Below are 24,307 nucleotides of genomic sequence, written 5' to 3'. Positions count from 1 at the left end.
CAAATTTAAATATTCAATTTATCTATCACAGAAAACGCTATAATTTTAACAAAAGGCAATCATATTGACAATAACACACAATGAGCATTCCTATTTTACAATATCTTAAGAACCAATCACACGATAAACAGTTTTTGGGAACTTGTGTATCATTTTGATCATCCAACTTTGTTCATTAAGATCAGCATTGCAGATATAATAATCTGATAACTCAACAAATTGCTCAAATCCATATTGAGGTTCATTTGCTATTTCAAAAATAATAAAATCATAATTGCTTTTAAACTCTTGCAGCACACCAAAAATACAATTTGGAAAATCTTGTGCACAAGTAATAGGTGTTAAACCTTGAGGAAGAATATCAATTCCCGTATCATAATCACGATAAATAACATCTTGCAACTGCGCATGCCCTCCTAAAATATCACTCAAACCTCGATGTGGACCAATCGCCTTTTCTATTTGTTGGCCGGAAACATCTACCAACAAAATTGTCTTGTGGTCTTTTGTAAGATGAAGGGATAATTTTGCTGCTGTCCGTGCAGCTTCTGGACCCATTACTGAAATAACAGCTGAATCGCGCCACTTAAAAAAATTAGATAATTCTTCTATCGTAATAAAAACTTCAAGATTTTTTATTTTTTTAGATACTAAAATACCCTTATCGTTTTTCTCTAACTGTTTTTTTCTTATCCTAAAGCACTGTTGCCATAACAACAGCCCTCCCCCCAAAATAAGCAAACTAATAAATGCACTGACGATAATATTCTTTTTATAAAGAGTCATAAAAGAAATTGGTACTAATGTTGTTGGAACAACGACATGAACTTTTATATTCTGTAATGAAAAAGGCTTATTTATTACTTTATTTTTCTCATCTATCACTCCCCTTATTTTATTTTCTAATTCATTAAGCATTTGATTTAAAGATTCTGACTGATCCTTTACAAAAAGGCTAATTCTTTTTCTTAGTTGTAGTTCAAAGTCCTCTGCAATAATTTTGTCTGCATGAATTTGATTCACGATTTGCAAAACTTTATTTTCTAATTGGTGAGAAATTGCTTCCGATTCTGCACTCATTGCCTTGATTTGCGGATGGTCCCAACCCAATTGTGCTGCCATATGCGCTTTTTGTGATTCTAAAAGATTTCTCTTAGATTCTAATGCAGCAACTGCTGAATTATTTGAAATAAATGATAAAGATAATAAAGACTGTCCACTTTCACGCATCATCTTAATAACTGAACTTAAGCTCGTTAAATGAATACGCTTTAAAGTTGCTTCAGATAACTGTACATAAAGATCATTAAGCTCATTTTGTTTTACATCCTTGTGCATGAAAGAATCAACAGATGAGCGAAACTCTTGCATTATATTTAGCACAGTAGCACTATCGTATTGTCGGTTTACTTGTTGCTGCTTTAACAATAATTTTTCATCTTGCTTGATAATTGTTTCTGAAAAGATAGAAAATAAATTTTCTAACCCGTGCTTAGCAGCGGAGATAGTTTCAGTTTCAAAAACAAGATTGAATAAATCACCATTACGGAACAAATAAATATTTTCATGAAAATTTTTTTTATGAGACCCATCGAAAAAAAAACGATTAGAATTTGAAGAATTGAAAACTGTAGGCTGTAAAAATAAGAGTGCAATTGCACTATTTTGCCGATCAACTGGTAATGGCTTTCCTACAGAATCAGATAAAGAAAATGTTAAAGTGGCTCTGTAAGCCTGTGGCTGAACTAGGTAATACAAACAGATCAGAAACGCACATAATATTGCCAACAGCAAAATGATTAAAATGCTTCGCCGTACCATATGCACCGATAGTTTTTTACTATACTTAAAATTCATTTTTATTTTAACCAAGAAAATACTTTGTATTTTTTATTAAGAAAAAACAATAATCATCTTTTAACTTGAAGGAATATTCTTGCAAGATAATAAAAATATTTATCAATATATGAAAAAGATGAAAAACTTTAATTCATATTTTGTTTAAGGTAATCTAATCTTTTTTTGGCTTCAGAAGTAAGGACTGCTTTAATAATAACAGAACCATCATCTCGCCCTTCCTGAGTTATTTCGCTCGAATTCTTATAAAACCAATTCATAAGCGGCATTTCATGAGATCTTAAAATACATTCGATTTTTTGCATTTCTCCAAAAATCCGCTTTTCAATCGCTATTAATAATTGATCCAGTCCCTTATTATTGAGCGCTGATACCATTAAAGCAGGATTTAATCCTGTATTTGCGCTTGTTTGCAAAATACTCAGTGTCTTTTCATCCAATATATCAACCTTATTCCAAACTTCCATGATACGTTCTGTATCATCAATACAAACTCCAAGATTTGAAAGCACCTCGAAAACATCTTGAGCATGAGCACGGTGATCAAGATCTGACATATCCCTGATATGAAGAATAAGATCAGCTTCTACGACCTCCTCAAGAGTTGCTCTAAAAGCTGCAATCAAATGTGTTGGTAAGTTAGAAATAAAACCTACGGTATCTGATAAAAGAATAGTTTTACCATGAGGAAGGATAACTTTACGCAAAGTTGGATCAAGCGTTGCAAACAACATGTCCTTTGTTAATACATTCGCACCACTTAAGCGATTAAAAAGAGTTGATTTTCCTGCATTCGTATATCCCACCAAAGCAACAACAGGATGAGATGCTTTTTTTCTTTGAGCCCTGTGCAAAGCGCGTGTTTTAACAACCGTTTCTAATTCGCGTCGAATACGAACAATTTTTTCTTGCAAAAGACGCTTGTCCTCTTCAATCTGCGTTTCACCAGGACCTCCTAAAAAACCACGTCCTCCACGTTGCCGTTCTAAGTGTGTCCAACTTCGAACCAGCCTACTCTTTTGATAAGATAAATGCGCTAACTCAACCTGTAAAACCCCCTCTTTTGTTCGCGCTCGGTCTCCAAAAATTTCAAGAATTAAAGCTGTTCTATCAATAACTTTGCAATGCCATAATCTCTCTAAATTACGCTGCTGCACCGGCGTTAAAAAATAATCTACAATTACAAGACCAATACGATTCTCATTAATATAAAGAGAAAGTTCATTCACCTTGCCCGTACCAAATAAAGTTGCAGGACGCAGCTTCGTGACATTGACGACTTCAGAATACTCAACTTCTAACTTGATAGCGCGTGCTAACCCTAATGCTTCTTTTAGCCGAGAAGGCACAGAGCATTCACGTGACGTCTTCTCATTTTTATTTCCATAAACAATTGGTACCAAAACAACAGTACGCACTTATTTTACAACCTGTGAAAATTTTTAAATCTTTCCCATTTTTATCTATTATAGCAATTGACATAACACTTTAAACGGGATACTGAGTGCATAGTGGGTTAGTTTATTATTCAGAATTTTCACCTTCAAACATTTGTACAGGTTGTCCAGGCATGATTGTAGAAATGGCATGTTTATAGACCAATTGTACATGTCCATCGCGACGCAAAAGAACACAGAAATTATCAAATGACGTCACGATACCTGTCAGTTTAACGCCATTCACAAGAAAAATCGTAAGAGATATCTTTTGCTTGCGAAGCGTATTTAGAAATACATCTTGTAGGTGTTGTGATCGCTCTGCCATTATTTTTGCACCTTTTTTTTCGAATTGCGTAAAATATTCGTGCATGCATATCGACTGAAAAATATCAAATTGTCAACGTAGTAGCATTAAAATTTTAGTAAAATACTCCCTAATATTGAGAAAAAAATACTATTTGAGACAATAAATACCGCAATTATATAGCATCAATCACCATAGACGAAATTCACTAACATTTTGCTTTTTAAAACTTATTATTAAGGATACTAACGTATATAGTAGATCTTTAAGTAGGCAAGATTGTTTGCATTTTAAGAATGAATAAAAAGTGAATCTGCTTCATTTCACTATTCACAAAAGTTATTATAATTTATTGATTTTTTAAACACAAAAAATAGCCTGACATTTTTACACAAAGACATTTATGCTTTGGGTATCTGTGCTTTGTAGATTCTTTAAAACATATTGTACACAGCTGTCATTTTTATTGACTATCCTTTATTCAAATACATAAAATTTATAAATTTTGGCTTTATAAGGAAAATTGTAAACAGCATTCTTGTTTTAAGAAAAATCACATACATAATTGTTTTTATTGTATTTTTTTATCATTTTTGTATAAATAAAAAAATCACGTTAACTTTATATTGATAAGTTTTCACAATTTTACCTTTAACATATTCCTTTCTAAATGATTAACAGCTAGTATATGGGGATATGTGGAGGAGGATGTAACTCTTTCTCCGTCTGTAAAGTACGAGGCGAGTATGGCACGCAGAACCAAACTAAAGACATTCGAAGTTGAAGTTGAAGAAGCTTTGAAAAAAGCTATGGACTTTGACTTTAATGACACAACAATCGAAATGATACCATCAAATAATTCTAAAAATATTGTTAATGTGGATGATTTGCTTCAAAAGATTGTAGTAGCAGAAGAGGAAGTTTTGGCTGAAAAAGATATTCCAGATCTTACCCCCAATATTCGTGATAATGCTGTTGTTAACGAATCAGTTGTAGAACAACTTTTTTCTCAAAAGTCCAAGCATGAGTTTTCAGGTGGAACCGTGCATAATACGTTATTACCTGCACAACTTTCCCCCGCTAATGATGATATAACAACCCCTTTAGGCTTTGAATTCCCAAAACAAAAGTCTTTTTCTTTAATTTATTGGAGTACAACAGCGCTTAGTGCCTTATGGACAGCAGGAGGTATTTTTGTTGCTCATAAATTAGCACCTTACGGTCTCGGTTCTTTATCGGATATAGCTTCTTTTCTTACATCTCCAACTGGATTAGCAGTAACAACCGGAACTGTAATTCCTACCCTTATGTTTTGGGGATTTGCTCAATTAACAAAACGTTCAAATGAATTGCATAACATTGCTGTTCTTATGACAAATGCTGCACAACGTCTCAGTGAACCACAACATATGTCAGAAAAACAAGCTGTTGCTATCGGACAAACTATCCGTGAAGAAATAGCTGCAATGAATAAGGGAATTGAACGTACCCTTGGACGTGCTGTTGAACTTGAAGCTATCATACAAGGTGAAGTTCACAATCTGGAACAAGCTTATGCCGAAAATGAATCGCGCATTCATACATTAATTAAAGAATTAAGTAATGAGCGCATTGCTATTTTGAATCATGCGGATCGTGTACAATCAGCCATTAAAGGAACACAAGAGCAACTAAGTGATGAATTTGATTTGGTTACATCTAAAGTTGTAACCAATGTTAAAAAACTCACAGAAACTCTTTCTCAGACTTTACAAAAGCAAGGAGAGGATCTTATCATAAAAATTTCTCACGCAGGCGATGGCGTGACAAATCAGCTTTTTGAAAAATTTAATGAAACCACGGCACAAATTCAGCAAAAAAATACAAAATTTTTCCATGAATTGGGAAAGAACTTTGATGATTTTTCAAAACGCTTTGATATTAATGAAAAACAACTAGAAAAAACATTTAATGAAACAGCTTCTAAAGCTGAAACGCATATTGCTAAAATTGCAACGCGTATTCATACAGCAACAGACCAGGCTCTATATAGTGTTGATGAAAAGTTCAGAACACTAGATGAAGCCATAATTGATCGCAATAATCAGTCTTTGCAAAGTTTTAACGAAAGGATCACGAAGCTTGATGAACAATCATCTAAACTCTCTTTAAAATTTGATAATATAACTTCAGAAGCCATTTCTGCTTTTGAAACACGTTTAGCAAATGTTGACCTTTCTCTCAAGAAACACAGCGATTCCATCATTGATTCCTTTATTGCTCGCAGTCAAGCTCTAGAAGATAATGCTGAAAAACTTAGTGATTTCTTAGAATCTCATGCTTTAAAAATTAATTCATCTCTTAAAGAAAGAGCGGATGGTATTGCTGACGTCTTTACAAATGGACACGATACTATCATCTCTGCAATTGATAAAAGTAAAGAAATTTTAAGAGAAGAAATTAAAGTTATAGATAACTCGATTGTTAATATTATACAAGAACGTTCTCAAGACTTTAAATTACAACTCTCTGATCAACGAGATATAATGGCAAATATGCTCGATGGAGAAAAGAATAAAATCGCTGATATGTTTAGAGATCATGTTGATTCTTTAAGTCATAATACTTCAAATATTGAAAAGGTCTTTATTGATAATATTCAAATTGTTGACCAACATACAGAAAAACATGTTGCAAATATAGTCCAGCACACAGAAAAATTACAAGAAGTCATTGCGCAAAGCTGCAATGCAACCACAGATGCTTTAGAAGCACAAGCTAGAAATATTGATATACGTGCTGATGCTTTACGTGACTCTTTGGCTATTAACAGCTTCTCTCTTAACGAAATTCTTGCAGATCAAACACGCACGTTAGAACAACGAATGGAAACAATTCATAATCTCATTGAAAAAAGCGATATACATGTTGATCTTGCATTAAAGAAGCAGATAGACTTTGTTGAACAAGCGATTTTTGCTAATAACAAGAGCATTACTGAAGCTGTTCAAAACCATGTTAAAAATCTTGAAGATCACGCTGAAACTGTAAAAAATACTCTTTCTCAATCCAACGGCACATTTTTTGAAGCCCTTGAAACACAAATTGGATCGTTTGACGCAAACTTAGAAGTTCGTGCACGTAAAATTTTTGAATGTGCAGCTACATTGGAAGAAGAGTTATCTGAAAAACTTGGTCGAGTATGTAAAACTATTGAGACACAAACATCTGTCTTAGGAGCGCATTCTGATACATTACAAAAATCTATCACTTTAAATAATGAACAAAGCCAAGCTGTTCAACAAGCATTAGAAACAAGTGTAGATAATATACGCATCACATTCGAAAATTCTGTTGATACAGTTACAGGTAATCTACATAATAAAATTATAAAAGCCTCTGATATTTTATCTTCTACGGGTGAGCATATAGCTTTGTCTGTTGCAAATGTTGCTGCAGAAGCTGAAAATATTATTTCAGAATCTGGGAATCGTATTGTATCAAGTGTTAAACAAACAGTTTATGACACAAGTGACAAAATTCTCTCTGCTTTATCCGAAAAAACAGCTCACACTATAGAAGCTTTCACTGAAGCAAGTTATAATGCGCAAATATTGTTGAATGAAACAATTCATACTTCAACAACGGCAATTGAAAAAGTGCTCAGCGAACGCTGCAATGTTCTCCATAATTCTATGCAAAACTTTAAAGATGGTTTGGGCCATCAATTTTCTGATGTCAGTAATCGTTTAGAAGAAGCAAAAAATCAAACAGCTATTCAAATTTCAGGACATGTTGAAAAGCTTACAGAATTGACAAATAATTTAAATCAAGCGGCACAAAATACAACGGAGTCGATCGGTTATTTAACTCAACAGGTTAGTGAACAACTTTCCCTTTCAACGCAAGATACTGAACAAAGAATTTATGCACAAAATGAATCTCTAGTGAATACTTTGGCGCAAGCCAATTCTGAAACGTTAAAAACTGTAGCAGCAATGAAGGAAGATTTTATCAATAACGTTTCTTCTGTTCTTGAGCAATTAAATAGTTCAATTTATAATATTCATGAAAATAGCAATGTTTTAATATCAGCAGTTCAAAATATTGATAGTCAATTTAACGAAACTGCTAATAATTTCTTCCAAAAAACAAATAGAATGACAGAACATTTGTCAGCATCAGGTCAAGCACTTAATAACAATGTAAATGTCTTGCAAGGACTGTCACAAAATACATTTAAACAAATCACTGATATAACAATTGATTTTGGACAACATGTTAAAACACTTTCTGAGCTCATGCGGGTTTTTGAGCAATCCGAAAATACACTTAACATAACGCTTGAGGAAAAATATAACGCTCTTTCTGCGTTAAGTAATGCTCTTATGGCTAAATCTGGTGAAATTAATCATCTGATTAAACATTATGAAAGTGCTATTAATTCAGCGTTTGAACGCACCGATAAAAATACGCGTAACTCCACATCTTCACTTCAACAATCACTTAATCAACTTATCAATGAAGCTTCTGTACGTTTTTCAGGAGCTGCAGAAGAAATACGTCGTTCAGCTAATGAAATTCGTTCAGAAATTTCAAAAATTGGCAATGATATTACTGAAAATGTTCAAAAATTACCAGAAAAAACAAAAGAAACAACGCGTGCAATTCGTTCTGCTCTTAGTGAACAAATTACTGCATTAAATGATTTAACAAGCATTATACAAAAAAATGATCAAAATAGTGTAAAGAGTCAATCAACACAGACGACAGTCTTATCATCAATATCTAATAAAGAGGATAATACTTTTTCAGAAGTCACAAAAAAGATAGTGCCTCCAAAACCTATTCCACAGCAAGAACAAGGACAAAAAAGGCAAGGTAAATGGGTATCTAACCTTTTAAAGCGAGTTTCACATGAGGAAGAGCTATATGAGGACGAAACTGAAAAATTTTCATCAATACGAACAAAATCGCATTCTGAAAATAAATCTCTTAATTCATTAGCAAATGATATACTACAAGCTATAAACCATAATGCCATTATTGAGTTATGGAATCATTATCGACATGGACAAATAAACATCACAACAGAACATCTTTATACTTCAAGTGGGAAAAAAATATTTGAGATAATTAAAAAAAGATGTATGGATGATATAAACTTTAAGCGTTCAGTTAATAACTTTGTTAAGGATTTTGAAGAATTATTACGCAAAGTATCTGTCAACTCTGATAGTCCTCGATCAGTTCAAAAATATCTGATATCAGATACTGGAAAAGTTTATACTATGCTTGCCCATGCAATTGGACGGATCCGATAAATGGATGAAAAAGTGGAAACAATATAATTTTCCACTTTTTATTTATATTCACAATTATAATCGCAAACTTACTTTAATTATATAATATAATTTAACGTATATAAATGAAATATTGATATTATTTTAATCGATTGAATATAATAACATTTTATTAATGTAATAATCGATCAGTAATTTATTTGCTTATAATAGTAACAATTATTATATTTATATGGAAATAATTGAAATTACTTATTAATATTTAAATTAATTTTTTTATACATATTTACACTATTTAATTAATATAATAATTCTATCTTATGAGTATACTAAAACTGTTACATTTTGATAAATACTAATAAAATTAACAAAAATTATTATTATATTATTTATATAAATATAAAACTTATTAACTTTAACAAATTTATAATGAGAAAATAATCTTACTTCAAAGAAAATTATTTAATACAAACCAAAATGATTATAACCTATTTTACAATATAAAAAATTGCTCATGCTTGTATATTTGTGTATTCAAAAATCAGACTTATCAAGAAAAAAACTACACCATAAATGAAAATATTATACAATAAACGTATATTAACTTGGATATCGTAACAATGTCTAAAGAACAAAAAAATAACTTCAGTTTACAAAAAACTGAATTAGATAGCGCGGCACTTTTTTATCACCAACATCCAAAACCTGGAAAATTAGAAATCCAAGCTACCAAACCTCTTGATAATCAACGTGATTTAGCTCTTGCTTACTCTCCTGGTGTCGCCGCACCATGTCTTGCAATTTATGAAGATCCAAAACTTGCTGCTCAATATACTTCCCGCTCCAATTTAGTAGCTGTTATATCAAATGGTAGTGCCGTTCTTGGACTAGGCAATATTGGCCCCCTTGCATCAAAACCGGTTATGGAAGGAAAAGCTGTTTTATTCAAAAAATTTGCAAATATTGATGTTTTTGATATTGAAGTTGATGCACCTGACATTGAAAAAATGGTAGAAACTGTATCTGCCTTAGAACCCACATTTGGTGGTATTAATCTTGAAGATATTAAAGCGCCTGAATGTTTTGAAATTGAAGAAAAACTTCGTGCTAAAATGAATATTCCAGTTTTTCATGATGATCAACATGGAACTGCCATTATTGTTTCTGCCGCTGTCTTAAATGCGTTAAATCTAGCTGGAAAAAAAATTGAAAACGCAAAAATAGTTTCTTCAGGCGCAGGTGCAGCAGCTTTAGCCTGTATTAATCTTTTGGTTCGCCTTGGAGCAAAAGTTGAAAATATTTGGCTTAGCGACTTAGATGGAGTCGTTTATGAAGGCCGCAAGACGCTTATGGATCGCTGGAAAGTTATTTACGCACAAAAAACTGATGCACGTACTTTATCCGAAATTATTGATGATGCAGATATTTTTTTAGGTGTATCAGCGGGTGGTGTTTTAAAACCTGAATATTTAAAAAAAATGGCTCCCAATCCATTAATTTTAGCGCTTGCTAATCCAACACCAGAAATTATGCCAGAAGAAGCCCGCGCAGTGCGGCCAGATGCGATGATCTGTACAGGACGCTCTGATTACCCTAATCAAGTTAATAATGTTCTTTGCTTTCCTTATATCTTCCGTGGTGCATTAGATGTAGGTGCTACAGCAATCAATGAAGAAATGAAAATGGCAGCAGTTCATGCTATTTCTGCTCTTGCCCGTGAGGAATCTTCAGATATTGCAGCACGTGCATATTCAAAAAAACCACCAAGTTTTGGACCAGACTATCTGATCCCTTCTCCTTTTGATCCGCGCTTAATACTGCGAATTGCTCCTGCTGTTGCTAAAACAGCAATGGAAACTGGTGTAGCACTCCGACCAATTGCTGATATGGAAGCGTACTATGATACCCTTAATAGATTTGTATTTCGCTCTGGTTTAACTATGAAACCTGTTTTTGCAGCTGTAAAAACAGTAAAACGTAAACGTGTCGTTTACGCCAACGGTGAAGATGAACGTGTCCTTCGTGCAGCACAAATTGTTTTTGAAGAACAAACCGCAACCCCTCTTCTTATTGGTCGCCCACATGTGATAGAGCAAAGATTAAAACGCTTTGGTTTAAAAATTCGTCCTCATGTAGATTTTGAACTTATAAATCCAGAAAATGATCCACGTTTTCATGATTATGTTAACTTATTTTTCCATTATACAGGAAGACGTGGCGTTTCACCTGAGGTTGCAAAAACAATCGTGAGAACTTCAACAACAGCTATTGCTGCACTTGCCATAATGCGTGAAGAAGCTGATGCAATGATCTGCGGGTTAGAGGGACGCTTTGAGCGTAACCTTGAATTGATTGAACAGATTATCGGGCTTAACCCAGATGTTAGCCATTTTTCTTCTGTTAGTTTACTGATCTCTCCACATCGTACGCTTTTTTTAACAGATACCTACGTTAACGAAGATCCTTCTGCAGAGGAAATAGCAGAAATGACAGTGTTAGCAGCCAGAGAAGTTGAAGCATTTGGCATAACACCAAAAGCTGCATTATTATCGCATTCAAATTTTGGTTCAAAAAACACCAAAAGTGCATGTAAAATGCGTCGTGCAACAGAAATTCTTGCTCAGTTATATCCAGATTTAGAAGCAGATGGAGAAATGCACGGAGATGCTGCCCTTTCAGAAGCTTTTCGTAACCATGTTTTTCCTGATTCACGCCTTAAAGGTGAAGCTAATTTACTTGTTTTTCCAACGCTTGATGCAGCTAATATTGCTCTCAATCTTATTAAAAATTTAACGAATGCACTTCATGTAGGCCCTATTTTGATTGGCGCTAAACGTCCTGCGCATATATTAACACCTTCAGTAACCTCACGAGGGGTTGTCAATATGACAGCTCTTGCGATACTTGCTGCAAATAGAAAAAAGTTGTAAGAGAAATTGAATAAATAAAACCATTATAAAAATTTAAATTTTTTTTAAACTTTGGAGCAAAATACTTCATAATATAAGCTCTAATATATCAAAAATAGTATTAAAGTGCTTTTTAAATTTACAACTCTATATAATAAGGAATTATACATTGTCTTCTACGTTTGATAAAGTTGCTGACATTATCGCAGAAATAAGCGAAATTGATCGCAGCATAATCACATCTGAAAGCCATGCAATTGACGATTTAGGAATAGATAGTCTTGATTTTCTTGATATTGTTTTTGCCATTGATAAAGTTTTTGGAATTAAAATTCCACTAGAACAATGGACACAAGAGATTAATGAAGGCACTGTTGAGACAGATGAGTATTTTGTACTTAAAAATCTTTGCTCAAAAATTGATGAGCTTGTTGCCTTAAAACATGATAATTAATTTTTGTTGCCATGCGTGATCAAGCTGTATTTATAACCGGTATAGGACTTATAAGCTCTTTGGGTGAAGGAGTTGATCGTCATTGGCATGCTTTAAATGATCCTACAATCACGCCAAATCTTGATTATAAAACTTTTTCTCCCTACCCTGTGCATCAACTAGTTGAAGTTGACTGGAATTTGCAAATTCCTAAACGAAGCGACCTACGACAAATGGGAACATGGCAACGTCTCGGTGTTTATGCCGCGGGGCTTGCTCTTGATGACGCAGGTATGAAAAATGATGAACAATTAACGTCAACAATGGACATGATTGTTGCAGCAAGCGGAGGAGAGCGTGATATTGTTGTCGATACACAAATTCTTTCTAAAGCCCGTACTGCTGCTGATCATGCTGTTATGTTAAATTCAACTCTTTCGACCGAACTTCGCCCTACTTTATTTTTATCACAACTTTCAAATCTTTTAGCTGGGAATATTTCAATTGTTCATAAAGTTACTGGCTCTTCTCGCACCTTCATGGGAGAAGAAGGCAGCGGACTTGCTGCTGTTCAAATTGCTGCAGCTCGTATCCGATCCGGCCAAAGTACACATGCATTAGTGGGAAGTTCTTACAATGCACAAAGTTATGACATGTTATTATCACATGAACTTGGTGGTCTTTTAACACGTAATGAATGGGCCCCAGTATGGGATAGAAAAAATTGCATTGGTGGTGGTATTATTACTGGATCTGGTGGTATTTTTTTAGTTCTTGAGAGTGAAGAGCACGCAAGAAAACGCAATGCACGTGCTTATGCTGAAATTAATCACATTATCACAGATCAAACAGATCGAACAAAGGTTCCGCTAAAAAAATCAGTTGCAACAATGTTGCAAAAAATGAACGCGAGATCTGCTTTAACTATTTCAGCTGCTTCAGGATTTCATGAAGTGACAAAAGCCGAGCAAAATGCTCTTGATGACGCTGATATGTTTTATCGTGGCATTACAACATTATTTGGTTATATGCGGGAGGCGCAATTTCCTTTAGCACTTGCACTTTCTGCTATTGCTGTTGAAAAAAAATGTAGCTTTCCAGCATTAAGTATTGAGGAAAAACCTTATTTAAAAGAAGTGAATGAAGCATTTGTCTCTACCATTGGTGTAAAAAGAGCTGAAGGTATAGTACGCTTAATTGCTACTTAAGGGAAATTTTTATAGTGAAATATAATGATCATCTTGGACGTCCACTTGTCGCAGTCACTGGAACAGGAGTTGTAACATCACTAGGGCAAGGTAAACGTGAAAATTGGCAAAAATTAATCAATGGTGTTAGTGGAATTCACCAAATAACACGTTTTTCAGTTGATGGATTAAATACGCGCATTGCTGGAACCGTTGATTTTCTTAAAGAAAGCACACTTGGTGCCTCAGCACTTTCTGAAAAACTCGCTGATCTGGCAGCAACGGAAGCTTTAGAACAAGCAACTTTTGATAAAACAAACTTTAATGGATCATTATTTTTAGCCGCTCCTCCTGTTGAACTTGAGTGGGAAGCACGTTTTGCTCTTAGTCAAGAAGGAACATACAATAACGAACCTTCCTATGAGCATCTTCTTGAAGTTTGCAGCCTTAAACCTCATGAAGAATTATTTGAAACCACACAATTCGGTGCAATCGCTGAAAAACTTCAAAAAAAATTTGGAACAAAAGGGCTTCCTATTACACTTTCAACTGCCTGCGCATCTGGCGCAACAGCGATCCAATTAGGAGTAGAATCTATTAGACGAGGAGAAACAAATCGTGCTCTCATAATCGCTACAGATGGTTCCGTTTCTGCAGAATCTCTTATCCGTTTCTCACTATTATCTGCTCTTTCAACTCAAAATGATCCTGCAGAAAAAGCAGCAAAACCATTTAGCCGTGACCGAGATGGTTTTGTTATGGCAGAAGGATCAGGTGCACTTGTTCTTGAATCTCTCAAAAGCGCACTAGATCGTAACGCAACAATTTTAGGAATTATAGCTGGTTGTGGGGAAACAGCGGATGATTTTCATCGCACACGTTCAAAACCTGATGCATCACCAGCTATTGAAGCAGTTCGAAAAGCTTTAAAAGATGCACAAATAACAATCAATGAAATTGATTATATTAATGCACATGGAACTTCAACACCTGAAAATGAAAAAATGGAGTATCTTGCGCTATCAACAGTCTTCGGCAATATTTTAGAGCATATTCCAATATCTTCTAATAAATCAATGATTGGTCACACTTTAACTGCTGCTGGTGCTATAGAGGCTGTTTTTTCACTTTTAACTATTCAATCAGGAGTTCTCCCTCCTACAATCAATTACGATCATCCTGATCCTGCGATTCCTTTAGATGTCGTTCCTAACCATAGTCGCAAAGCTTGCGTCAATGCTGTTTTATCAAACTCTTTTGGATTTGGTGGTCAAAATACGAGCCTTGTTATTACAGCATATAAAGGATAACTCTTTATATTAGCTAAATGTTATAATAGTTAAGTTGACAGTATATATATTAAAGAGGGATGATAATGCGTGCACTGCAACTACTTGATGAACGCCAACTTAAAATCACAGATATTGCCCCACCTCCCCCACCATCCCCCGATGAAGTGACAGTACGTATAAAAGCTGTTGCCCTTAATCATATCGATGTATGGGGATGGCGAGGTATGGCTTTTGCTAAAAGAAAAATGCCACTCATAATTGGTGCAGAAGCTTCTGGTGAAGTTGTTCAATTGGGAAGTAATGTTAAAAATTTACAACTTGGACAACTTGTTTCAATTTATGGAGCACAAACCTGTGGTCTATGCCGAGCCTGTCGTGAAAGACGTGATAATCTTTGCGATGATGTAAAGGGTATTTACGGTTTTCATTGCGATGGCTTTGCATGTGAGCTTATAAATTTACCAGCGCGTCTATTGGTTCCAGCTCCTCCTCAATGTAATGAACTACAAGCTGCTGTTGCTCCAATTACGTTTGGCACTGTAGAGCATATGCTATTTGATAATGCAAAACTGCAAGCAGAAGAAACAATTTTGATACATGCAGGTGGCTCTGGAATCGGCTCAGCAGCCATCCAATTAGCAAAACATACAGGATGCAAAGTTATCACTACCGTAGGATCAGATGATAAAATTGAAAAGGCACAGTCTCTTGGAGCAGATCACGTTATTAATTACCGTAAAGATCGTTTTGAAGGTATTGTCCGAAAATTAACTCAAAAAAAAGGTGTTGATGTCGTTTTTGAACATGTGGGAGCTGATACATGGAATGGTTCTTTATTGTGTATGAAACGGGGAGCACGCTTGGTAACTTGTGGATCTACTTCTGGTGTTTCAGCTTCTATGAATTTAATGCAACTGTTTCAACAACAACTTAAAATATTTGGATCATTTGGCTGCCGTATAGAAAATATGCAAAATGCTATGCAAAAAATGGCACAAAAAATTGTGCAACCTGTCATTGATACAATTGTTAAATTTGACGAAATAGACACGGCTTTGAAAAGAATGGAAAGCCGTGATATTTTTGGAAAAATTATTTTAAAAATCAATTAAATCATGATAAAGTTTTATATTAAAAAATTTGTTTATAGTATTAAAATTATAACTAAAAATTTATTTTATTTGTTATGGGGATATGTTTTAATTGGTTCTTTATCTGCTCTAAAATATATTCCTACCAAGATTGGATTTTCCTTTTTTCCTTGGTTGATAAAAACATTCGGTCCTCTTACACATCGCCATAAAATTGCTCTTGTAAATCTTAAGGCAGCATATCCAGAAAAAACAGAACAAGAACTCCACGCGATTGCCATAGAAATGTGGGAAAATATAGGGCTTTTTCTAGCAGAATACGTTTTTCTTGATGAAATTTTTGACTTTGATCCCAATGCCGACAAACCAGGTCTCATTGAAGTTAAGGGAGCTGAAATATTTCAACGGTTAAAAAATGAAAAAAAACCTCATATTTTTTTTACAGCTCATACTGGAAATTTTGAACTTCTCCCGATATGCGCACAAAGCTTTGATCTTGATGTGACAGTATTGTTTAGACCACCCAATAACCCTTATATTGCAAAACGAGTTCTGAAAGCTCGACAAACGTCTATGGGACATCTTGTACCATCTAAAGCTGGTGCAGCTTGGGCATTAGCAGCAAAATTAGCAGAAGGTAAAAATGTCGGCGCGCTTGTTGATCAAAAATTTCGCAGAGGTATTTTAGGAACATTTTTTAACAGACCCCTCAAAACCAATCCTTTAATTATAAAGCTTGCTCGTCAATATGAGTGTGATATTTATCCAGCGCGCTGTATTCGTTTAGCTGGTGGACGCCATCGTTTAGAATTATACGAACGCATAGAACTTCCCCGTAATGAAAAAAATGAAATAGATTTAGTCGCATCTACCCAAAAACTAAATGATATTGTTGAAACATGGGTACGTGAATATCCTGGTCAATGGACATGGTTGCACAGACGTTGGGATAGCTAACATATGGTATATTTTAAAGAGGCACTTAGATGTTAGCATCAAAGAATATTCATGATCTAACTACAATTATTGTAGCATTACGAGATCATGATAATGGTTGTGTCTGGAATAAAAAACAAACCTTTTCATCGCTCATCCCTTATCTTCTTGAAGAAGCTTATGAGGTAATAGATGCTATTGAACGAGAGAATCATATGGATCTTTGTAATGAGCTTGGTGATCTTCTTTTACAAGTTGTCTATCATGCTACCATTGCAGAAGAAGCAGGAAGTTTTACTTTTGAAGATGTTGTTTATGCAATTACTGCAAAAATGATTCGTCGTCATCCTCACGTTTTTGGAACTATAGAACAAAAAAAACGTGGGTTTGTAAAAGATGAATGGGAGAGAATCAAAAAAATAGAAAAGGCTGAACAAAAAAAATGGTGTACAGAATCAAGCTTACAAACCGATTCTGAAATAAGCACTCTTACAAAAATAAAACAGATTCAACCTGCAGATAAAGAAGCTATCGCTTTACAAACAGAGGCTGCTAAGGCAGGTTTTGACTGGCACAGAAATCATAAGTCTTTTGCAGAAATCGAAAATGAGTTCTATAAACTCAAAGATGCAGTCCAAAATAATAATGCTTCAGATATAGAAACAAAATTTGGTGACTTTTATTTTAGCCTACTTAATCTTGCACGCCATTTAAATATCGATTCACAAAAAGCATTAAAAAAAGCAAATGTAAAATTCCGAAATCGTTTTAGCTATGTTGAAAAAAGTTTATCTCATCAATCCAAAACACTGGCTGACGCATCTTTAAAAGCAATAGAAATCCTCTGGAATGAAGTAGAAAATGAAAAATAGTATAATTTCAATAAGATCGATAGCCTATATACGTTTTACTTTATTAATTTTGTACAGCGGCACGAAGTTCTACTGATTCTCCACATCCACATGCCGAAATTTGATTAGGATTTTTGAATACAAAACCAGAACGAAGTGTTGTAACTTCATAATCCACTTGTGTTCCTAATAAAAATAATACAGCGTCACGTGCTACAAAAACGCGAGCGCCATTAACTTCAACAACATCCGCATCCAATACCTCTTCATTGACAAGAGTAATTGTATACTCCATCCCTGCACAACCACCTTTTTTTACACCAAGAAGAATACCACGCGCTTTTTTTGCCTCCATAATTTCCTTAACACGATCTACTGCGGCTTCTGTCAAATTTATTACAGAAAAAAAACGACCCATAATTTGCTCTTTTCTCGTTAAATAAACATTTCAAATTTTAAATAGTTTTACCTCTACATTTTATTTATTTGGTATATTAAAAAGAAAACAACAAGATATAAAGTGACATGTTTTTATCCTTTTTGTGAAGAAAAAGCTTTACACATAATATATTTAAAATAATAAAATATGCATATAACATCTATAAAATTAATAATAATCAATATTTTAACAATTTAATTGCTTATTTTAAATTAACAAAGAATATTAAAGTGCAAAGTTTAATTGTTCTTTTCATTAACTCTAAAAAATAACAAAGGTAGTTAAATTTTTTTCTTCTTATTTTTTTCTTGCCTTTAAAGAAACACTCGTTTAGTCGTTTTGAACTATTCGGAGCGTAGCGCAGCCTGGTAGCGCACTTGACTGGGGGTCAAGGGGTCGTGGGTTCGAATCCCGCCGCTCCGACCACTTTTTTGTAAATATTAAAAACTGATTCCCAAATTACATGGAAAAAGCAAATTATCACATTATGATGCATTCAGAAGATTTAAAAATCTATCCTAGTTTTTTTAATATATAGATAATATTGTTATAATATGTTTGGAAACATACTTGTCTAAAAATATAAAAAACGCAAGATCTCTATCTCGCGTTTTTTTATCGTGAGAAGTTTATAATTATTCAATTTTTAAGATTCTGAATTTACTGTATGTACATTACGATCACTACTATCCTTTGAAGAAGGTAGCGAGGATTGTACAACCACCTTTCTTGGTTTTAATTCAGCTGGCATTTCTCTTTTAAGCTGAATATGAAGAAGTCCATCACCAAGTTCTGCTCCAATAACCTTGACATGATCAGCTAAATGAAAACGCCGTTCAAAAGCACGAGAAGCAATACCTCTATAGAGAAACTCGCGACCTTCATCATCATTTTCAGACGCTCTCTCTCCTTTAACAATTAACTGATTACAGTGCGTTTCAATATCGATTTCATTCTGAGAAAAACCGGCAACAGCCATGGAAATCCTGTAAGAATCTTCGCTTAAACGTTCAATGTTATACGGTGGATAAGAAGAAACATCTTCAGGTTGTGTTCTAGAATCAAACCAATTCAAAAGGTGATCGAAACCTACTGTCGAACGATAAAATGGTGAAAAATCTACTTGACGCATAATACTTGCCCTCCTTTTAGAGCGACTATAATTGACTCACAAAGTTCCCAAATGGCAAACCTGCCTGTGAACCAGTAGCCCCATTGTGGCGACTACACACTCTATTTGGTAATTATTCTATTCTATTTCAACTTTTTTCTTTAATTAAGTAACACAACCCCTTCTTAATCCTTCATTATCACTACATTAATGTAAGATCTTTCTCCATCTCATTTTGCATAAAATCGCACAATACATCCTAAAAGATATCAATTGAAAATACCTCTTATCTCATAGACCGGGGTTCCCCTTCTATCAATCTCTATAACAATCATCTTACAATAGAAATTGATAGCTAAATTTTTTTAAAGCAACTATAATTGATTCACAAAGTTCCCAAATAGCAAAACTGCTTGTGAACCAATAGCCCCATTATGGCGACTACACACCCCATTTGGTAATTATTCTTTTACATTTCAACTTTTTCTTTAATGAAAAATATAAATGTTTTTTAAGCTTTTATTATTATTTAGTGTAAACTCTTTACTTTATTATCTTGCATATGCATTGAATGACAAAAAATACACTTACAAGGATGTCAATTGAAAATACCTTTTCATTCTATAAACTGGAGTTCTCTTCCCTGTAATCTCTGTAACAATCATCTTAAAACAGGTATTGATCGTGAAATTCGTTTTGTAACAACACGTCCTACAACAGACAAACCAAAAGGAACAATCGTTATCCTCGGAAATTATACAAATACTATTGAGGAATATTGTTTACCAATGAATGAAATATCCAAGCGTGGTTTTTATACAGCGATATTTGACTGGTTTGACAAAGCCCCCCCCCAACACACAATCGTAAAAAAAAGACACTATCAATATTTTGATATTAACAATGATATTAATGACTTAGATAAATTTCTTACAAATGTTGTTTATAATAACTGTCCACCGCCTTATTATCTGTTAACTTTCGGTATAGGTGGACTCATAGCATTTAACGGATTGGATATTATTAATCATCAATTCAGTAAAATGCTTTGTGTCTCTCCTCTGTTTGCTCCTTTTGGAAATAAAGCAAATAGTTTTCAACATAAAATCACACAACTTTTTTCTGATATCGGTCTTGGATTCTTACCAATGATAAGCGTGAATAAATTAAAAAAAAAAACTACACCATTTTTACGCATTAATAAAGAATCTTTACCTCCACCTCCTCACCTTTTTATTCCTTCTCCAACATCTCGATGGATGGCATCGGTATTCAATGCTATTGAGATTATGAAAAAAAATATACTTAATGGACATTTACAAATTGCAACACTTTTTATTCTCGCAAACAAAAACAATATGATAAATAATATTGAGGTACGACAGTTATGCCAACAAACACATATAACAGATAGCATTACAATCATAGGTGCCGACCTTGATACAATTATGCAAGAAGAACATCATAAAAATCAATTTTGGGCTGCATTTGATGCATTTATTCCTGGGAGTATTTCAATAACATAAGTTCTTTAAAGTCATAATGAATTGACTTCATTTTAAAAATAATTAATTATAGAATATTACTTTATCTTATACTTTTTATACACAACAAACTGGCCTATTAAGCTTCGATTTTCTCATATCGACATTCTATAAATGCAAATGTCATCATAAAAATTTCATAGATATCCATAGAAAAAATAAACAAAAATAGAATTCGCAATTGACTGAATTAAAAATAATCTTGTTTTTTCGTATTACATACATTTCGAATTTAACAAAATTTAAATTAATAGGCGGTATTCTTGACAAATATTCGGAAATTAACCATTTTTCCATTCATTTTAATTATGAGTATTTTATCGATTGTTATAATATTTTATATCTTGCAAATCGATATAATAAAAACTCTGAAAATGGAGCAATTGGAACATAATTATGAAACGAATCTTGCTCGCAGAAGATGATAACGATATGCGTCGCTTTTTAGCGAAAGCTTTGGAACGCGCAGGCTACGAAGTCGCAGATTTTGATAATGGAGCTAGCGCGTATGAACGTTTGCAAGAAGAGCCATTTTCTCTTCTGTTAACTGATATTGTAATGCCAGAAATGGACGGAATCGAATTAGCACGACGCGCAACAGAAATTGATCCTGATTTACGAGTGATGTTCATCACTGGATTTGCAGCAGTTGCATTAAATTCAAATAGTGATGCTCCTCCTGATGCAAAAGTGTTGTCCAAACCATTTCATTTGCGTGAGCTAGTTAGTGAGGTTGAGAAGATACTTATAGCTGCTTAAAAAATTTTTTTCTAAATTATTCATGCTTAATTAAACATGAAATCAAATTAAGCATTGACGTTTATTATTCTATATGGTGTATGCAACATTATTGGATGGGCGTGTAGCTCAGCGGGAGAGCACTACGTTGACATCGTAGGGGTCACAGGTTCAATCCCTGTCACGCCCACCATTCGTGTTTTTATGGCGCTTAATAATTTGATTTTATTCGCTTTTTTAAAGGTAAGGGATACGTAAATAAAGGTAAGGGAATAGGCTTTTTAAGTGTGCCCTTTATAAAGCATATCCTTTTTGATAAATCTCTCTATTAATTATTTTAGATTTTTCTGAATTCAGTTTTGAAAAGCTAGCCATCATTCTATTAAACATGTCATAAATTTAACGGTTAAGTAGATCAGAAAGATTCATCATAAAAATTTTCTAACAAGCACCAAATTCTTTCCTTAAAAGTACCGCTATCTCTTTATCTAAAGCATATAATTCATTGATCTTTTCTTCCATGCCAACTAGTATAGACCTTTTGCTAATTTCTATAGAAGATAGAAATGCTATAATCTGCCCTCTTAGCCAGATTAAAAACATTTTATATGGTCAATACAAAATTTTTGTAAAATTTTATCACATAAGATGGAATATTTGAACAACGCTCATGTTAACGCAAATAACAATTAATTTTGAAGTTCGCTTTTTTACAAAAAATTGTTAAAAACGCATTCAAAAATATACACAATATTCATTTATTCGTTACTGTGAATTCTTATCTTCTTATTAAAGATAAGAAAATATCATAATCAAAATTTAAATATATCAATAAATATATATAAAATCAAAAGTGTATTGGTAAACTCATGCGTGTCAATCTTAATTCTATAATTAGGGATTTTAAAAATGCGAATATCGTTACAGTTCTTAAAGAAGCTGTAGTTAATTCTATACAAGCTCATGCAAAAGAAATTCAGATTGTATTTGAGTTTGAAAAAGGTTTAGAACTTAATGAAAATGCACCAAAGGATGAAACTGTTTTATCTATAGATGTTTTTGATGATGGAGAAGGATTTACAGAAAAAAATATTGAATCTTTTTCTACTTATAAAAGTGATTATAAAATTAAAGAAGGATGTAAAGGTATTGGACGTATTAGTTATTTAAAAGTGTTTAAAAAAATTAATATTACAAGTTTTGTGAAAAATGAAGACAATACTGATACTTGTATTTCACTGAATTTTACACCACGTTTTACACAAAACTCTTTTAAAAAAAAGGCTGATAAACAAACTGCATGGTGGAAGACACATGTGCATTTTGAAACTCCTAATGAACAGAAAAAGTTTAATATAAAATCAATTTCTAACGAAATTTATTACCATCTTCTGCCTTTGCTTCTTTTAAAAAAAGAAAAAAATATTGAAATTAAGTTTTATGAAAAAATACACGATGGTAGTTGTATAGTCGATGATAACTCTACAATAAAAACACAAGAAGTACCTTATTTAAACCAAGAAAATTTTGAAGTTGGTCATTCAAAAATTCCATTCACTCTTTCGTATTATTTTAAACAAATTGAAAACAGTAAAAACTCTAATGGTATAATAGAAGCATTTTATTGCGCTAATAAGCGTACTGTTATGTCTTTTTCAAAGTTTATAGAAATCAACCCAATAAACAACATGTTGACAATATTTTTATTGGAATCTCCTATTTTTGATAAATGTGTTAATGACGAACGAGATGAATTTAGTATCGACAAAGAAACCCCCGATTTATTAACACAACTGAGTTGGGATGATATTAATAAAAATTTAACAAATGTTTTAATCAAGATAATTGACACTCAATTCCCAGACCTGAAAAAACAAAAGGATACCTTTCTTAAAGAGATTGTAGAAGAATATCCTTATTTAGTCGATTTTTTAGGTGCAAAAGAAGTGATCGGTGGTGTATTTCAAAAAGACAAATTTATTGAAAATGCAGAAAAAAAATATTCAAAAGAAAAATTATTACTCAGAAAAAAGTTACGTGACAGTAAAGGAAAATTAGAAGAAAATTTACAAAAAGCACGAAAATTCGCTAGTCTAGAATTAACCCAGTACATTGAATTTCGAGATTATATTCTGCAGAGATTTGATGAGTTAATGAAACCTGCAACTTTAGAAAAAGAGGTTCATAATTTATTCGTTCCTCAAAGAAGGTTAGCCAGTAAAACTTCACCATTGCCATTAAAGGAAAATAATTTATGGTTGCTTGATGATAAATTCATGAGTTATGATTATTTGCAAAGCGAAGAAGAAATAAAAAAATTTCTTTCTGAAGTTAATTTATCAGCAGAAAACCCTGAAAAAGATGCTCAAAAATTGTCTGATCGTCCTGATGTGGTTGTTTATTTTGATTCTATACAAGAAAAAAAACGAGCTGTTTTAATAGAATTTAAAAGACCTAAAGCAAATTATAAAACTGATGGCATTGTTCAATTGGATCATTACGCTCAAATTCTCATACAGAACGGTGTAAGTGAAGTATATATGTATCTCATTGCTGAGATAGATAATGCTTTTGAAAATGCACTGCGTCTTACATATAAATTTTCTCCTATTTTTTCTTCAAAAGGAAAAATCTATCAGCGCAGTTTGCTTCCTGACTTAAATGCTCACCAACAAGTTATTTCATCAGAAGCTATTATTGGAAACGCAAAAGCACGGAATCATGTTTTTATGAAAATTATTAAAGAAGATTCCTTACGCCATCTATCAACATAAGACTATAAAATATTTTATCACTCAGCTCCTTGAAATCCACGGCTTCAAATGTATAAGGATACTGTCTAGCGTCTCCATGAGATGAGCAAATTCAAGAATAAGTAGAAAAATAACGAGCAC

16 protein-coding genes and 2 tRNA genes are annotated in these 24,307 nt (G+C 33.3%); 13 read left to right on the top strand and 5 right to left on the bottom strand.

Annotation, left to right across the window (positions count from 1 at the left end):
* Nucleotides 1-105 precede the first annotated feature (105 nt).
* The 3 genes from V4P55_RS01870 to hfq all read right to left on the bottom strand — a co-directional run bounded on the left by V4P55_RS01870 (nucleotide 106) and on the right by hfq (nucleotide 3,621).
* A complete protein-coding gene (locus V4P55_RS01870) occupies nucleotides 106-1,857 on the bottom strand; it encodes a hypothetical protein (RefSeq protein ID WP_455474766.1) in 1,752 nt (583 codons plus the stop codon).
* A 128-nt stretch (nucleotides 1,858-1,985) separates the two neighbouring features.
* On the bottom strand, nucleotides 1,986-3,275 hold the full coding sequence (gene hflX, locus V4P55_RS01865; RefSeq protein WP_455474765.1) for a GTPase HflX: 1,290 nt from the start codon (nucleotides 3,273-3,275) through the stop codon (nucleotides 1,986-1,988).
* A gap of 106 nt (nucleotides 3,276-3,381) precedes the next feature.
* Nucleotides 3,382-3,621, bottom strand: a complete 240-nt coding sequence (gene hfq / locus V4P55_RS01860; RefSeq protein WP_455474764.1) for an RNA chaperone Hfq — start codon at nucleotides 3,619-3,621, stop codon at nucleotides 3,382-3,384.
* Nucleotides 3,622-4,346: 725 nt separating this feature from the next.
* On the opposite strand from hfq, the gene V4P55_RS01855 reads away from it, so the two are divergent.
* The 8 genes from V4P55_RS01855 (at nucleotide 4,347) to mazG (ending at nucleotide 17,602) form a co-directional block, all read left to right on the top strand.
* Entirely contained in the window at nucleotides 4,347-8,903 is a 4,557-nt protein-coding gene (locus tag V4P55_RS01855; protein WP_455474763.1) for a hypothetical protein, read from the top strand.
* Between the two features lie 599 nt (nucleotides 8,904-9,502).
* Complete coding sequence (locus V4P55_RS01850; RefSeq protein WP_455474762.1) at nucleotides 9,503-11,812, top strand: NADP-dependent malic enzyme; 2,310 nt, start codon at nucleotides 9,503-9,505, stop codon at nucleotides 11,810-11,812.
* A gap of 148 nt (nucleotides 11,813-11,960) precedes the next feature.
* Nucleotides 11,961-12,245 carry an acyl carrier protein gene (locus tag V4P55_RS01845; protein WP_455474761.1) on the top strand — a complete coding sequence of 95 codons (285 nt, stop codon included), beginning with the start codon at nucleotides 11,961-11,963 and terminating at the stop codon, nucleotides 12,243-12,245.
* Nucleotides 12,246-12,256: 11 nt separating this feature from the next.
* Complete coding sequence (locus tag V4P55_RS01840; RefSeq protein ID WP_455474760.1) at nucleotides 12,257-13,432, top strand: beta-ketoacyl-ACP synthase; 1,176 nt, start codon at nucleotides 12,257-12,259, stop codon at nucleotides 13,430-13,432.
* A gap of 14 nt (nucleotides 13,433-13,446) precedes the next feature.
* Complete coding sequence (locus V4P55_RS01835) at nucleotides 13,447-14,721, top strand: beta-ketoacyl-ACP synthase (RefSeq protein ID WP_455474759.1); 1,275 nt, start codon at nucleotides 13,447-13,449, stop codon at nucleotides 14,719-14,721.
* A gap of 65 nt (nucleotides 14,722-14,786) precedes the next feature.
* Entirely contained in the window at nucleotides 14,787-15,815 is a 1,029-nt protein-coding gene (locus V4P55_RS01830; protein ID WP_455474758.1) for a zinc-binding dehydrogenase, read from the top strand.
* Nucleotides 15,816-15,821: 6 nt separating this feature from the next.
* Entirely contained in the window at nucleotides 15,822-16,751 is a 930-nt protein-coding gene (locus V4P55_RS01825; RefSeq protein WP_455475094.1) for a lipid A biosynthesis lauroyl acyltransferase, read from the top strand.
* A gap of 29 nt (nucleotides 16,752-16,780) precedes the next feature.
* Nucleotides 16,781-17,602 (top strand): nucleoside triphosphate pyrophosphohydrolase, encoded by an 822-nt coding sequence (gene mazG / locus V4P55_RS01820; protein WP_455474757.1) that lies wholly within the window; start codon nucleotides 16,781-16,783, stop codon nucleotides 17,600-17,602.
* Between the two features lie 43 nt (nucleotides 17,603-17,645).
* On the opposite strand, the gene V4P55_RS01815 is transcribed toward mazG, so the two are convergent.
* The gene (locus tag V4P55_RS01815; protein WP_455474756.1) at nucleotides 17,646-17,999 is read right to left on the bottom strand and encodes an iron-sulfur cluster assembly accessory protein; all 354 of its coding nucleotides are present in this window, start codon (nucleotides 17,997-17,999) and stop codon (nucleotides 17,646-17,648) included.
* Between the two features lie 370 nt (nucleotides 18,000-18,369).
* Here V4P55_RS01815 and V4P55_RS01810 point away from each other — a divergent pair.
* Nucleotides 18,370-18,446: transfer RNA gene (locus V4P55_RS01810), tRNA-Pro, on the top strand.
* 220 nt (nucleotides 18,447-18,666) lie between these two features.
* Here V4P55_RS01810 and V4P55_RS01805 read toward each other — a convergent pair.
* A complete protein-coding gene (locus V4P55_RS01805) occupies nucleotides 18,667-19,152 on the bottom strand; it encodes an Hsp20 family protein (RefSeq protein ID WP_455474755.1) in 486 nt (161 codons plus the stop codon).
* A gap of 581 nt (nucleotides 19,153-19,733) precedes the next feature.
* Between V4P55_RS01805 and V4P55_RS01800 the strand changes: the two genes are divergently transcribed.
* The 4 genes from V4P55_RS01800 (at nucleotide 19,734) to V4P55_RS01785 (ending at nucleotide 24,187) form a co-directional block, all read left to right on the top strand.
* Complete coding sequence (locus V4P55_RS01800; protein WP_455474754.1) at nucleotides 19,734-20,657, top strand: serine aminopeptidase domain-containing protein; 924 nt, start codon at nucleotides 19,734-19,736, stop codon at nucleotides 20,655-20,657.
* Between the two features lie 414 nt (nucleotides 20,658-21,071).
* Nucleotides 21,072-21,434 (top strand): cell cycle two-component system response regulator CpdR, encoded by a 363-nt coding sequence (cpdR, locus tag V4P55_RS01795; RefSeq protein WP_455474753.1) that lies wholly within the window; start codon nucleotides 21,072-21,074, stop codon nucleotides 21,432-21,434.
* A 97-nt stretch (nucleotides 21,435-21,531) separates the two neighbouring features.
* Nucleotides 21,532-21,606: transfer RNA gene (locus tag V4P55_RS01790), tRNA-Val, on the top strand.
* A 676-nt stretch (nucleotides 21,607-22,282) separates the two neighbouring features.
* Nucleotides 22,283-24,187 (top strand): ATP-binding protein, encoded by a 1,905-nt coding sequence (locus tag V4P55_RS01785; RefSeq protein WP_455474752.1) that lies wholly within the window; start codon nucleotides 22,283-22,285, stop codon nucleotides 24,185-24,187.
* Nucleotides 24,188-24,307: the final 120 nt, after the last annotated feature.

The organism is Bartonella sp. B30(2025) (assembly GCF_053793825.1).
This window is presented reverse-complemented; position numbering and strand designations above follow the sequence as displayed.

Coding starts and splice junctions, on each gene's coding strand:
- mazG (WP_455474757.1), top strand. CDS start 16,781: ATGTTAGCATCAAAGAATATTCATGATCTAACTACAATTATTGTAGCA.
- V4P55_RS01785 (WP_455474752.1), top strand. CDS start 22,283: ATGCGTGTCAATCTTAATTCTATAATTAGGGATTTTAAAAATGCGAAT.
- V4P55_RS01870 (WP_455474766.1), bottom strand. CDS start 1,857: ATGAATTTTAAGTATAGTAAAAAACTATCGGTGCATATGGTACGGCGA.
- V4P55_RS01850 (WP_455474762.1), top strand. CDS start 9,503: ATGTCTAAAGAACAAAAAAATAACTTCAGTTTACAAAAAACTGAATTA.
- V4P55_RS01805 (WP_455474755.1), bottom strand. CDS start 19,152: ATGCGTCAAGTAGATTTTTCACCATTTTATCGTTCGACAGTAGGTTTC.
- hfq (WP_455474764.1), bottom strand. CDS start 3,621: ATGGCAGAGCGATCACAACACCTACAAGATGTATTTCTAAATACGCTT.
- V4P55_RS01855 (WP_455474763.1), top strand. CDS start 4,347: ATGGCACGCAGAACCAAACTAAAGACATTCGAAGTTGAAGTTGAAGAA.
- V4P55_RS01830 (WP_455474758.1), top strand. CDS start 14,787: ATGCGTGCACTGCAACTACTTGATGAACGCCAACTTAAAATCACAGAT.
- cpdR (WP_455474753.1), top strand. CDS start 21,072: ATGAAACGAATCTTGCTCGCAGAAGATGATAACGATATGCGTCGCTTT.
- V4P55_RS01840 (WP_455474760.1), top strand. CDS start 12,257: ATGCGTGATCAAGCTGTATTTATAACCGGTATAGGACTTATAAGCTCT.
- V4P55_RS01815 (WP_455474756.1), bottom strand. CDS start 17,999: ATGGGTCGTTTTTTTTCTGTAATAAATTTGACAGAAGCCGCAGTAGAT.